We start from the raw sequence: 12,635 nt of genomic DNA, 5'->3' as shown, positions 1-12,635 counted from the left end.
ATCTTTCCTCGGGCCAATTTGGATTTACAGTTAGGCGACCCCACCGCTCGGATCTTCGCCTCATGCCATCTTTGAATGCCTACGAACAACCTATTGGCGACCCAGTCTGTGATTGGGAAGCCCGCCCTCAGCCTGAAGCCATCACGCTCACCGGGCGGCACTGCCGGCTCGAGCCGCTTGACGCCGCGCGACATGCCGATGCGCTGTACGCCGCCTACAGCCAGGCGGCGGATGGCCGCGACTGGACCTACCTGTTCGTCGGCCCTTTCGACAGCGCTGAGCAGTACCGCGAATACGCCACCGCGATCGCACGCAGCACCGACCCTCGGCACTACGCAATCATCGATCAAAGCAGCGGCGAACCGGTGGGCACGATTTCGTTGATGCGCATCGACCCTGTTCACGGTGTGATCGAAGTTGGGAACGTTACGTTCTCGCCGCTGCTCAAGCAGTCGGTGCTCTCGACAGAGGCGCAATACCTGTTGATGCACTATGTGTTCGACACCCTCGGCTATCGGCGCTATGAGTGGAAATGCGACAGCCTCAACGAGCCCTCACGGCGCGCAGCGCAGCGGCTGGGCTTCACCTTCGAAGGGGTGTTCCGCCAGGCGGTGATCTACAAAGGGCGCAGCCGCGATACGGCGTGGTTCTCACTGCTTGCACAGGAATGGCCAAGGGTGAGGGCCAGCTTCCAAGCCTGGTTGGCCCCAGAGAACTTCGACGAGCAAGGCCGCCAGCGCCAGCGCCTGGAGGCGCTGCGCTGATTGCAGGGGGCAACGTAGGGTTGCCCCTTCAGCTTCAGGGCGTTTCAACCACACTCAAGCCGTTGCCCTGCCGGCGCACGCGGATTTGTACCGGAATGCGCTCATGCATCTCTTGTACATGGGAGATCACCGCGACTTTTCGCCCTTGGGCCTGCAAGCTGTCCAATGCGTCCATGGCCAGCTGCAGCGACTCAGGGTCCAGGCTGCCAAAGCCCTCATCGATGAACAGCGACTCGATCTTCAACGTGCTCGACGCCATCGAAGCCAGGCCCAGTGCGAGGGCCAGCGAGACCAGGAACGTCTCGCCGCCAGAAAGCGAATGCACAGACCGGGTTTCGTCGCCCATCTCGGTGTCGACCACCAGCAAGCCCAGCAGGCTTCCACCCCGTTTCAGCCGGTAGCGCCGTACCAGTTGGCGTAACTGAACGTTGGCGTGCTGCACCAGCCGATCAAGGTTGTAGGCTTGGGCGATACGGCGGAAGCGGTCGCCTTCGGCCGAACCGATCAGTGCCGACAGGCGGCTGGCGCGCATGGCCGTTGCCTGGGCTGCTTCCATGCGTATGAGCAGTTGCTGCTGTTCCTGCTGGCGGCGCTGGTCATCGAGCTGGCGGGCCCGAAGCTCGCCATGCTCGCGCTCCAGCTGCTCACAGCGTTGCGCCAGCTCCGCCAGTTGGGCTTCCAGCGCCTCACGCGCGGGTGCATCACTACGCAGCGCCTGGTGAGCCTGCTGGCGGCTAGCGCGTTCGCTGACCAGCACCTGAGCCTGGGCCAGCGCGGTCTGGGCGGTACTTAGCCGCTCGCGCATTTCCTGCGCCTGGCCTTCGTCCAGTGCAAGCAGGGCGTCGAGGGTTGAGTCATCAAGCGCCGGCAGGCTGGCGCGCCAGGCCTGCAATGCCTGGTCGACGGCCTGCCCGTTGGAGGCTTCCTGTGCCAACCGATGGCCAAGGCTGGTGTGCTCGCTCTCAAGGCGCACCACCTCGGTGCCAACCTGTTGCAACTGCTCGGCCAACTGCGAGATGGCCTGACTGGCGGTACTGACGCCCAGATCGAGCTGGGTTTGCCAGGCGTCGGCCGAGGCGTGCTCGCCCAGTAGACTGGCCAATTGCTGGTGTTCTGCCTGGAGGCGTTGATCGACGTGAGCCAAGCGCTGCTGGTGCTCAGCCAATGATTTTTCGCTGTGCTGCACCTGGGTGGCCAGCAGGGCCAGTTGCTGCGCTCGTTCGTCGCGAGCCTGTTGCTCTTCGCGCTGGCGCTCCAGTTGTTCGCGGCGCGTGGCGACCTGTTGATCCAGTGCCATGAACGCTTCGGTCGGCTGCGCCAGCAACGCTTGACGATGCTCAACCGGCAGCAGTGCCTCAAAACCTTGCAGTTCATCTGCCAGCCGCTGGCGATCGTCGTCGAGGGATTTCTGCTGGCTGCTCAGCGCCTGTGCACTGGCCTGGGCGGCTTGCTCGGCGCTGTGGCACTGCTGTTGCAGCCGGGTCGCGTCTTGCTGCCACTGGAACAGGCGTTGTTGCTGTTGTTCGTCGTTGGCCAACTGCTGGGCGAGGCGCTCACGGCGCTGCACCAGGCGCTGGCCCTGCTCGGCCACCGGCAGCTCGGCCAGGCGAGCATACAGCGGCAGTTGCTGGAGCGCCTCCAGGCACTGCTGGCGTTGGTGCTGCAACGGCTCTTCCTGTTCACGCACCTGTTTGAGCTGCTCGATCAGCGCGCCGACTTCGGCGCGCAGCTCTGCCAGCCGCGCGGCGTGCTGCTCTACCGTTTGGCGAGCGCGCAGCTCTTCACCGGCGTCATGGCCGGCCATTGCTTCGGCCAGCGGCTCGGGGTGGTGCCAAGGATGCTCGAGGCTTCCGCACACGTTGCAGGGCTCGCCGGGCCGCAGTTGCTGGCGGAGGGCTTCGACGCTGCTGTCGCGGGCCAGGCGTTGGCGCTCCAGCACCTGCAGCGTAGTTGCCAGCGCGGCGGTAGCCTGTTCATGCTGCTGCCTGACTGCCAGGCCTTCGCGGGTGCGGGCCTCCCGCTGCTCGACCAGACGCTGTTGCTGAGCGGCCAGTTGCGCGAGGCGCTCGTCGAAGTCGGCAACGCGCTGCCAGGCGCGCTCAAGTGTTTCGGTTTCCTTGAGCTGCTGGCGATTGTCGGCGAGCAGGCGGCTGAGCACCTGGGATCGCTCGGCGAGGTCCTCGCCATTGCTGTCTGCTTCTTGCTGCAGGGCATGCAAAGCCTGACGTGCGCCTTCCAGGCCTTCACGTGCCTGCTGGGCAGCCGCTTCCAGGCCTGGCAGTTCTTTTTCTCCCTGCCTCAGGCGGGCGCTGGCTTCGAGCAGTTTCTGCAGGCGCGGGCGGTGCACTGGCCAGGCATCGGCCAGTGCGGCCAGGGCGCTGCTACTTTCCAGCCCTTGCGCGATGGCGGCCAGCGCTGCGTCTGCTGCGGCTTGCCGTTCAAGGCCCGCGCGATGCTGGGCGGCGCCTTGGTCGCGCTCGGCCTGGGCCTGCGCGACTGCGTCGGCCAAGGGTTTGCGGTCGTGTGCCAGTGCAGCCAGGCCATGGGCCAGGTCGAAAGCCTGGCGCAGGTTCGTGGCGCTGGCCTGGCGTGCCGCTTGAGCGTCTTCGTGGCCTTGCCGCGCAAGGTCGTGCGCGGCCTGTAGCTGCGCCTGGGCTTCACGCCGGGCCTGTAGCGCCTGCTCCTGCTCGGCAAGCTGTTCGGTGAGCTGGGCTACAGCTTGGCGAGCGGCTGCCTGCTGGCTGAAGCGATGGCGTTGCGGCGCCAGTTGCTCCAGCCAGTGCAGCCGTTCGCGCTCCCCCTCCAGGCCCGAAAGCGCTGCCTGGGTTTCGGTGTGCTGGGTGAGGGCGGCCTGGTGCTGTTCGGCGAGTTGGTCGCCCTCGGCGTACCACTGCCGCACTTGTTCAGCCAGGCGCAGGCTGGCCTGGTCGGCCTTGAGCGCGGATGCGGCGGCATTCACCTGCTGGTCAAGCGAAGCGCGATCTTCCTCGCCCAGTGGGGCGACGGCCCCGGCTTGGCTTCGCAACGCCTCAACGGCCTGCTGGGCCGCTTTGGCCTTCTCGTAGGCGCGCTGGCCAAGGCGGCTGTAGAGTGCGGTGTCAGTGAGCTTTTCCAGCAGCTCGCTGCGCTCGTTGTCGTCGGCCTTGAGAAAGGCGCTGAAGTCGCTCTGAGCCAGCATCACCGCACGGGTAAACTGGGCGAAGTTCAGCCCCAGGCAAGCCTCCAGGCGCTCGCGGTATTCGCCTTTCTGGCTGGCAAGCAACTGGTTGGCATCCAGGTCGGTCAGGCTTTGGCGGCTGGCCTGCAGTTTGCCGTCAGCGCGCTCGCGGGCACGGTTGGCTTCCCAGCGGGCGCGGTAACGGCGGCGGTCTATGCCGACGAAGTCCACCTCCGCAAAACCTGAGCCGGTGCCGCGCCGCAGCAAGGTTCGAGGGTCGGCGGTCGTGATCTCGCCGTCTGCATCGGGCACCTTGGTGCTGGCGCTTACATTGCCCAGCCGCGGTACGGCGCCGAACAGTGCCAGGCACAAGGCGTCGAGAATCGTGCTTTTGCCTGCGCCAGTGGGGCCGGTGATGGCAAACAGGCCGGCACTGGCCAGTGGTTCGCAAGTGAAATCCAGAGTCACGGGCCCGGCGATGGAAGCCAGGTTTTTCAGGCGGATGGCCAGTATCTTCATGGCTGATCACCCTCCAGTTGCACTTCCTGCACCAAAAGAGCGAAATCCTCCAGCGTTTGGTCATCCGGCTCGCTGCCGTACTGGTCTTGCCAGGCGCGGGCGAACAATACGTGGGGTTGCATCTGCTCAAGCTCCGGCACATGCCCGGCAGCTTCCTGAGCCACCAACCCACCTTGGTACTGGGCGGCGATCCGCACCAAGCGTGCGGCCTTGCCCTGCAGGGCCGCTTCGATGCGTTGGCGCAGGTCTGGTTGGGGCTGGTCAAGCACAATGCGCACTTCAAGCCACGGCAGATGCACTTCCTCTTCGAGCAAGCCCGGCACTGGCAGGGCCTGAAGCTGCTCGATCACTTCGTCCAGTGGCGCCGGGCCGACGCGCTTGAGGTCTACGGCGCGGGGCACGCGCAAGGCGTGTACGTCCACCAACTTGCCCTTGTCGTCGAAGTCCACCTGAAGCACCTGGTGGGGGTAGTCGACTTCCGAGAACGACAGCGGGATCGGCGATCCGCTATAGCGCAGGCGGAAGTCGGCATTGACTCGCTGGGGCTTGTGCAAGTGCCCCAGTGCCACGTAGTCGATGCTCTGATCGAACAGGCTGGCCGGCAGGGCTTCGGCACTGCCGATGATGAGGCTGCGCTCGGAGTCCAGCGACACGCTGCCACCAGCAAGGTGTGCGTGGCTGATGGCAACCAGCGCCTGGCCCCGCTTGCGCTTGGCGTTGGCGGCAGCGATCAGCTCCTGGTGCACCCGGGCGATGCCGGCCAGGTAATCATCGCCACGTTCGCCGCCGGTCACCTCCGCCGGGCGCAGGAACGGCAGGGCAAGGCACCAGCCCAGCGGCTTGCCACGCTTGCCGGTCAGGGGGATCAGCAACCGCTCGCTGTCGAGCGTGCCGTCGTCCAGCCATTGCACACGGCCCAGGGCGTGGGCACGGAGGCGGCGCATCAGCGGAGCAGGCAGTTCAATACGCGAACCGGAGTCGTGGTTGCCCGCGATCATGATGATGGTCAGCGACGGCAATTGCTCGTGGGCACTGACAATGAATTCGTACAGACGCTCTTGCGCCCGCAGCGGCGGGTTGACCGTATCGAAGATGTCGCCGGCCACCAGCAGGGCATCGGGGCGCAGTTCGACGATGCGCCCGAGCAGCCATTTGAGAAAGCAGGTGTGCTCGTAGTCACGGTCCTGGCCGTGCAGCGACTGGCCCAGGTGCCAGTCGGAGGTGTGCAGCAAACGCATGGGCAATCCGGAATCTATTGAGGGTAGAGCGGCGGCAGGCTGTCACCGCCTCGCGTACTGGCCCGCGCACTGGCGGGCAGGGTGCCGATGGCGCGCCACAGCTCGGCGCCTTGCCAATAGCGGCCGGCTTCGCTGTAGAGCGCGCCGTTGAGTTTGTCCAAGGCTTCCGACAACGGCGCGTAGCGTGCGGCGAGGTCAGCCAAGGTTTCAGATTGCTGGCGAGCCCAGGCGTCCAGCGCCTGGCGCGTGGCCTGTGGCTCGTTGGCCAGGCACGCGCGCTTGAGTTCATCAAGCAGCGCTCTAGGGTTTGGGCCTGCCGGTACGGTGCGCGCCACCGCGGGCAAGCGCCGGCCACGCCACCACAGGCCAAAACCGATCATCGCCAGGCAGAACCAGAAAAACGTCGCCAGTTGCCAAGGCCACAGCAGGGGGGCGGGCGCCTGCGCTTGCGCGGGCTTGGCCGCAGGCTCCAGCGCAGCAGCGCCCGGGGCGTCGGCGACCTGCAGCGTATGCCCGGCGATTCGAGTGCGCTCCAGGTGATCCTCGCGGGTGTTCCACCACACCACCTCGAGGGGCGGCAGCTCAAGATTGCCGGCGCGGCTAGGCACCAAGGCCAGCCGCTCCTGGCGGCTGCCTGCCACGCCGCGCTCGCTGACCTGGTTACTCAACTGCGGTTGGTCCGGGTACTGGCGCAGGCCCTTGATGTCGCTCACCGGCAAAGGCGGCAGTTGGCCGCTCGAGAGGCCCTCGGCTTTGATGGTGAGGGTACGGGTCACTGAGTCACCCACCTGCGCCTGGTCGCCTTCGGGGTTCCAGGCTTCGCTGATGCTCAGGCTGCGTGCTGGCAGCCACGGGGCACCTTCAGGGTACTGGGCAGGTTTTGGCCGAACGCTCAGCGGCATCTGGGCCGAGGTCACACGCGTCAAGGTACCAGGGTGCGTGGTGCCGTCATCGCCTTTGATGACCGGCGTTGCACTGAACACCAGGGCCGGGATCAGCAGGTCGCCGCTGCGCTGGGGGTAAATGGCGAAACGGGTTTCGATCACCCCATGGCGCACGCCGTTGATGAGTTTTTCATAGGTGCGCGGCGGGCCGAGCTGCTCGACCCTGGCCTCGGCCACTTGCAATGCCGAAAGGCTGCTGTCGTCGTACAGCGGCACCGAATGGTAGATACGCAGTGTCAGGATCACCTGGGCCTGCACATAGACGCTGTCCTGGTCCAGGCTGGCATCGATGAACACCGGTGCAAGGCTGTCGGTGCTCGCCGGTTCAGTCTCGGCCAGCACCTGAATCACGATCGGTTGGCTGTGCAGCTCACCCAAGCTAAGGGCCGGAATCGTCACCGTACCGCGGCTGCGCGGCACCAGGGTGATGATCCAGCGGGTGCTGCCGCGGCTGTCGTCGGCCAGATTCGCTGGGCGGTTGATCTGCCGGGTGTCGCGTACCTGGAAACTGTCGTCCAGGGGCGCCAGGTCTGGCTTGCCGAAAAGCGTGACGTCGTTGCTTTCCAGTATCAGCTCGAAGGATTCGCCTTCGGTGACCCGCGTGCGATCAACACTGGCCAGCAGCACAGAGGCATGCGCCGGCAGGGCCAGGCAGGCCAGCAGGGTGCTGAGAAGGAAGGCGCGCAGCCGGGTCATGGGGGGGTGTCCTGCTGTTGTTGCTGTTCGTACCAGAATTTTCGGCGCAGCAATTCTGACGGATCGTCGGGGATCTGTCTCAACCATTGCTCCAGCGACTGCTGCCGTTCGCTTTCGACAGCAGGGCTTGCGGTTTCCGGGAGAGCTTGGTCATCGCCTCGCTGCAGGGCGGCCAGGGCGTCGCCGGCTGCTTGGCCGCCGCCTTCAGAGGATGCAGCGTCCACCTGGCTGGCGGCTTCGCCGGGCTGCGCATCGGCAGGCTGGCCGTTGGGGCCAGGCGGCATGCCGGATGCACCGGCATTGGCTGCTTCGTGGCCGGTTGAAGTCGGCTCCTCGGCTGGCGGCCCTCCAGCGGCCTGTTGAGCGTGGCGCTCATCCAGCAGCTGTTGAACAATCGCACGGTTCTTCAACGCTTGCGCAAGGTCGGGCTGGCGTTCCAAGGCCTGGTCGTAGGCATCCAGGGCCGCTTCCAGCTGGCCGGCACGGGCCAGCGCGGTGCCCCGGTTGTAGTGATCAGCTGCTGTGTCGCCACGGGCGAACTGCTGCGCGGCACTTGCGTAATCGCCGGCTTCGAACAGCGCCATGCCTTGCCAGCGGTGGTCGGTAAAGCGCCTGGCGGCCTCTGCGGGGCGGTTGGCTTCGAGCAGGCGCTGGCCCTGCTGGTCGGGGCGCAGCCACAGGTCGCCCCAGCCTTGGGCCATGGCAGGGTGGGGGGCGGCCAGCAACAGGGGCAGCAGGCACAGCAGCCAGCCGCGGCGCGCGCCGAGGGCGGCGATCAGCAGCAAGGGCAGTAGCAGCCAGTAACCCTGGTCGGCCCATGCTTCCAGGCGTTGGCTGGTGCTGGCGGAGTGGGGCGCATACGTGTTGTCGAACAGGCCCAGCGCGCGCAGGTCATGATCGTCGACCCGCGCGCTCTGATAATACCCGCGCTGGTGTTCGGCGAAGCGTGCAAGCTCACCTGCGTCGAGGCGGGGCAAAGCGATCGCACCCTGGGAATCTTTCAATAACTGGCCGTCTTCCAGCTTGACCGGTGCGCCATCGGGTGTGCCAATTCCCAAGATCAGCAACGGTGGGCTCTGCCGGCCCAGCAGATGGTCGATGCCGGCACGTTCCTGATCGCTGAGCGCAGAGGTGACCAACAGCAAACGGCCCTGGCCCTGGCCGGCCTGTGCGAGCAAGCCCTGTGCCTGGGCCACGGCCAGGTCCGCACGCTGCCCCGGGGCGGGCATGAGCGAAGGCTTGAGGGCATCGAGCAAGTTGCTGGCGGTGGCCAGGTCATTGGACAACGGTACTAGCACGTGGGCGCTGCCGGCGTACACGACGATGGCTGTCTGTGCATCGGCGCGGTTCCTGAGCAGGTCGAGCAATTTGCGCCGGGCCTGGGCCAGGCGGTTGGGGGCCACGTCGGTGGCGAGTATCTCCGGCGTCAGTTGCAGCATCACCACCAATGGGTCGCCCGGCTTTTGCTCCACCTGCTCCAGGCGCTGCCAGCCCGGGCCCATCAGCGCCAACAGTGCCAATGCCCAGCCCAGCCCCAGCAGCATCAGGTGCCAGCGCGCACCGCGACCGCGCCCTGCCGAGAGCAGCGCCTGGTGAAAGGCCTGCGGCAACAGCTGATGCCAGCGCCCGGTTCGCTGCTGGCGACGCCAATGCCGCGCGAGCAGCCACATTAGCACCGGCACCGTGAGCAACCAGCCCAGGCGCGCCCAGTGAGGCCAGAGGTCGCTCATCGGCGTCTACGCCAGCGCAGGTGCTCGCGCCACTGCGGCGCTTGCGGCAAACGTTCGGCGGCGCGGTTTGCCCAGCGCTGCCAGGCCGCTGGTACCCCCAGGCTGAGTGCGGCGCTCAGCAACAGCGCCGTTGCCAGTGGCCAGGGGTAGAGCTCACGTACCGGCCGCGCACGGGTCGGCGACTGGCTGACCGGCTCCAGCCGGTCGAGCGAAGTGCCGATGCCTTGCAGCTCGGCGCCGTTTCGGGCACGGAAATACTGCCCGCCGGTCAAGTGCGCCAGTTGCCGCAAGGTTGGCTCATCCAGGTCCAGGTTGGGATTAAGCCCCAGTTGCCCGTCGCTGCCGGGGTCAGCGCCGATGCCGATGGTATAGAGCTTGACCTGGCTCTGCGCGGCCAACCGTGCGGCCACCAGCGGTGGCACCTGCCCGCCGTTGTTGGCGCCATCGGTGATCAGGATCATCACCCGGCTTTGCGCAGGCCGTTCGCGTAAGCGTTTCAAGCCCAGCCCTATGGCATCGCCGATGGCGGTGTTCTGCCCGGCAATGCCGACTTGCGCTTCGTCCAGCCAAGTGCGCACGGTGTGGCGGTCGAAGGTCAGCGGTGCTTGCAGATAAGCCCGGCTGCCAAACAGGATCAGCCCCAGGCGGTCACCTTCGCGTGCTTCAAGGAAGTCGCCCAGCAGGTGCTTGACCAGGCTTAGCCGGCTCACCGGTTCGCCTTGCCATTGCATGTCGGGGTAGTCCATGGACCCAGAGACATCCACGGCCACCAGCAGGTCGCGGCCACTTGCCGGCACCGGCAGCGGGGTACCCAGCCATTGCGGGCGGGCAGCGGCAAGCAGCAACAGCAGCCACACAAGCGCGAACGGCAGTTGCCGGCGCCAGGGCGGCAAGTTCAGCCGCGCCCGGCGCTGGGCCAGGCGCTCCAGGTCATCGAGGAATGCCACCTTCAGGGCCGGCTCGCCGCTGGCGGCAACCGGCAGCACGCGACGCAGCAGCCAGGGCAACGGCAGCAGGGCGAAGATCCACGGCCAGGCGAGTTCAAACATGCTTGCGAATCCACACGGCTACGGCCTGGTTGAGCCCGTCGATGGCCTTGTCATCCAGCCGGCATTCGGGTTTGTACACGCCTTCGACCAATACCATCCAGCGGGTCAGCCCTGCGGCTGGGCAGCGGTTGTCCAGAAAGGCCAGCCATTGGCGGCCATTGAGGGTGTGGCTATGGCTGCCAGGGTAATGAATACGGCACAGCCGTTTGAGCAGGCCATTGAGTTGCTGTAGCCAGGCCCCGGCCGGCGCGCTGCCGTAGGGGCGGGTCAGCATGGCCAGTTCGATCAGCGCCTCGGTGCGCAAGGGGTCCTGTTCGCCGGCTGGCTCTTCGACGGGCTCCTCGGCCACCGGTGCAGGGCGCGGGCGCCAGCGGCGGTAGCGCCAAGCCAGGCTTGCCAATGCCAGCAGCAGCACCGGCAACGCCCACCAGCCTGGCGCCAAGGGCCAAGCGCTGACCTCTGGCGGGGGAATCAGCGGTTCGAGCTGCAGTAGGCTGGTCATCGCGTAGCCTTCGCCCGCGGAGGGTTGAGGTAGTCACGCAGCTGCTCCACCGGGTCGCGCTCGGTGCTCAGCGGCAACAGCAGTATCCCGGTTTGCCCAGCCAGGCGTTCCCAGTGGGCGCTGCGTTCGTTGGCTTGTTCGGCGTAAGCCTGGCGCAACGGCGCGCGTTGGGTATCGACTTCCAGCCGCTGCTCGCCTTGGGCAAACCGCAGCAGGCCGGCGGCGGGCAGGGCGTGGTCGAGTGGGTCGCTGACCGGCAGCAGCAGCACGTCGCAATGGCGTGCCAGCAAGCTCAGCTGTTGCTCGGCAGTAGGCTCCAGGGCGCGGGTGTCGCACAGCACAATGGCCAGGCTGCCCGGGCGCAGCACCTCGCGGGCACGGCGCAGCGCCGCGCCAAAGTTGCCGGGCTCCGGGCTGCCCTCGGCGCTGAGGCCCTGATTGAGCTGGGCCAGGCGCGCCAGCAGTTGCAACAGGCTCTGCTTGCTGCGCCGCGGTTTGATTTCATAATGCTCAGCGTCGCCGAACACCAGCCCGCCGACCCGGTCGTTGTGCTCCAGCGTCGCCCAACCCATCAAGGCTGCCACCCGGGCGGCCACCACCGACTTGAACGCCCCGGTGCTGCCGAAAAACAACCGCCGGCTTTGCTCGACCAGCAGAAACACCGGGCGCTCTCGCTCCTCGTGAAACAGCTTGGTGTGCGGCTCCTGGGTGCGCGCGGTGACGCGCCAGTCGATGTTTCGCACGTCGTCGCCAGCCTGGTAGACGCGCACTTGGTCGAAGTCGACGCCGCGCCCCCGCAGCCTGGAATGGTGCAGGCCCACCAGTGGCCCGCGTTGCCCGGGCCGGGCGAACAACTGCACTTCACGAACGCGGTGGCGCATTTCGATCAGGTCGGCCAGGGCCACCTTGATTCGTGCCGGGGCGGGCGCAGTGTTGGGCATGGCGGGCCTCAGGCCACCGCGACGACGTCGAGGATGCGCTGGATCACACGGTCCTGGTCGACCCCGGCGGCCTCGGCTTCGAAGGAGAGAATCAAACGGTGGCGCAGCACATCGAAGACCACGGCCTGGATGTCTTCGGGGCTGACGAAGTCACGCCCGGCGAGCCACGCATGTGCCCGGGCGCAGCGGTCCAGGGCGATCGAGCCTCGTGGGCTGGCACCATAGGCCAGCCATTCGGCCAGCTCCGGGTCGTAGCGGCCAGGGGTACGGGTAGCCATCACCAGCTGCACGAGGTATTCCTCCACCGCATCGGCCATGTACAGGCCCAGGATCTCGCGGCGTGCGGCAAATATCGCCTGCTGGGTGACTCGCCGCTCCGGCTTGGCCTCGCCGCCTAGGGCTTCGCCGCGGGCTTGCTGAAGGATCTTGCGCTCAACACTCGCTTCCGGAAAGCCGATCTTGACGTGCATCAGGAAACGGTCGAGCTGAGCTTCGGGCAGCGGGTAGGTGCCTTCCTGCTCGATCGGGTTCTGGGTGGCCATCACCAGGAACAGCGGCGAGAGATCATAGGTGCTGCGCCCCACGCTCACCTGGCGCTCGGCCATGGCTTCCAACAGTGCCGACTGGACCTTGGCCGGGGCACGGTTGATTTCGTCGGCCAGCACCAGGTTATGGAAGATCGGCCCTTGCTGGAACACGAAGCTGCCGGTTTCCGGGCGGTAGATCTCGGTGCCGGTGATGTCTGCCGGCAGCAGGTCGGGGGTGAACTGGATGCGGTGGAACTGCGCCTCGATGCCCTCGGCCAGCTCTTTGATTGCGCGGGTCTTGGCCAGCCCCGGCGCCCCCTCCACCAGCATATGGCCATCGGCGAGCAGCACCATCAGCAGGCGGTCGATGAGCTTGTCCTGGCCCAGGATCTGGGTGGCCAGAAAATTGCGCAGCGCGATCAGCGCTTCACGGTGTTCCATGGGGGGAGGGTTCCTAAGGGGCGCCGAGTGCCGAGCACGGGCTGCCGGGAGGTGGCGAGGCGCCATTGTACTGCATCGTCAGGGCAGGTGTCGTTGGCTGCGCGGCGCTAAATATCCATACAGGATC

Annotated in this window: 9 protein-coding genes; 1 reads left to right on the top strand and 8 read right to left on the bottom strand. The window is 66.6% G+C overall.

Features of this window, described 5'->3' with window-relative positions:
- Positions 1-62 precede the first annotated feature (62 nt).
- Positions 63-764: a GNAT family N-acetyltransferase gene (locus F474_RS04610; RefSeq protein WP_097083720.1), complete on the top strand. Its 702-nt coding sequence runs from the start codon at positions 63-65 to the stop codon at positions 762-764.
- Positions 765-798: 34 nt separating this feature from the next.
- Here F474_RS04610 and F474_RS04605 read toward each other — a convergent pair whose 3' ends face one another.
- From F474_RS04605 to F474_RS04570, 8 genes are read right to left on the bottom strand one after another with little or no spacing between them, the layout of a single operon-like run.
- Positions 799-4,440, bottom strand: a complete 3,642-nt coding sequence (locus F474_RS04605; RefSeq protein ID WP_097083721.1) for an AAA family ATPase — start codon at positions 4,438-4,440, stop codon at positions 799-801.
- Entirely contained in the window at positions 4,437-5,678 is a 1,242-nt protein-coding gene (locus tag F474_RS04600; protein WP_097083722.1) for an exonuclease SbcCD subunit D C-terminal domain-containing protein, read from the bottom strand. Before F474_RS04600 ends, F474_RS04605 begins: the two co-directional genes overlap by 4 nt.
- Before the next feature lie 14 nt (positions 5,679-5,692).
- Entirely contained in the window at positions 5,693-7,318 is a 1,626-nt protein-coding gene (locus tag F474_RS04595) for a BatD family protein (RefSeq protein WP_097083723.1), read from the bottom strand.
- Entirely contained in the window at positions 7,315-9,048 is a 1,734-nt protein-coding gene (locus F474_RS04590) for a VWA domain-containing protein (RefSeq protein WP_097083724.1), read from the bottom strand. Before F474_RS04590 ends, F474_RS04595 begins: the two co-directional genes overlap by 4 nt.
- Positions 9,045-10,097, bottom strand: a complete 1,053-nt coding sequence (locus tag F474_RS04585; protein ID WP_097083725.1) for a VWA domain-containing protein — start codon at positions 10,095-10,097, stop codon at positions 9,045-9,047. The genes F474_RS04590 and F474_RS04585 overlap by 4 nt, the downstream gene beginning before the upstream one ends.
- Positions 10,090-10,599: a DUF4381 domain-containing protein gene (locus tag F474_RS04580; RefSeq protein WP_097083726.1), complete on the bottom strand. Its 510-nt coding sequence runs from the start codon at positions 10,597-10,599 to the stop codon at positions 10,090-10,092. Before F474_RS04580 ends, F474_RS04585 begins: the two co-directional genes overlap by 8 nt.
- Positions 10,596-11,540, bottom strand: coding sequence for a DUF58 domain-containing protein (locus F474_RS04575; RefSeq protein ID WP_097083727.1), 945 nt, complete (start codon positions 11,538-11,540; stop codon positions 10,596-10,598). The genes F474_RS04580 and F474_RS04575 overlap by 4 nt, the downstream gene beginning before the upstream one ends.
- Positions 11,541-11,548: 8 nt before the next feature.
- Positions 11,549-12,508, bottom strand: a complete 960-nt coding sequence (locus F474_RS04570) for a MoxR family ATPase (RefSeq protein ID WP_097083728.1) — start codon at positions 12,506-12,508, stop codon at positions 11,549-11,551.
- Positions 12,509-12,635 lie beyond the last annotated feature (127 nt).

Origin of the sequence: Pseudomonas sp. URIL14HWK12:I12 (assembly GCF_003097135.1) — a bacterium.
In the GTDB taxonomy this organism is placed as follows: Bacteria; Pseudomonadota; Gammaproteobacteria; order Pseudomonadales; family Pseudomonadaceae; genus Aquipseudomonas.
Note: the sequence above shows the minus strand (reverse complement) of the source record. Positions and strands in the feature narration are given on the sequence as shown.

What these genes read in the sequence shown, in the direction of transcription:
- F474_RS04610 (WP_097083720.1), top strand. Translation starts at nt 63, where the DNA reads ATGCCATCTTTGAATGCCTACGAACAACCTATTGGCGACCCAGTCTGT.
- F474_RS04605 (WP_097083721.1), bottom strand. Translation starts at nt 4,440, where the DNA reads ATGAAGATACTGGCCATCCGCCTGAAAAACCTGGCTTCCATCGCCGGG.
- F474_RS04600 (WP_097083722.1), bottom strand. Translation starts at nt 5,678, where the DNA reads ATGCGTTTGCTGCACACCTCCGACTGGCACCTGGGCCAGTCGCTGCAC.
- F474_RS04595 (WP_097083723.1), bottom strand. Translation starts at nt 7,318, where the DNA reads ATGACCCGGCTGCGCGCCTTCCTTCTCAGCACCCTGCTGGCCTGCCTG.
- F474_RS04590 (WP_097083724.1), bottom strand. Translation starts at nt 9,048, where the DNA reads ATGAGCGACCTCTGGCCTCACTGGGCGCGCCTGGGCTGGTTGCTCACG.
- F474_RS04585 (WP_097083725.1), bottom strand. Translation starts at nt 10,097, where the DNA reads ATGTTTGAACTCGCCTGGCCGTGGATCTTCGCCCTGCTGCCGTTGCCC.
- F474_RS04580 (WP_097083726.1), bottom strand. Translation starts at nt 10,599, where the DNA reads ATGACCAGCCTACTGCAGCTCGAACCGCTGATTCCCCCGCCAGAGGTC.
- F474_RS04575 (WP_097083727.1), bottom strand. Translation starts at nt 11,540, where the DNA reads ATGCCCAACACTGCGCCCGCCCCGGCACGAATCAAGGTGGCCCTGGCC.
- F474_RS04570 (WP_097083728.1), bottom strand. Translation starts at nt 12,508, where the DNA reads ATGGAACACCGTGAAGCGCTGATCGCGCTGCGCAATTTTCTGGCCACC.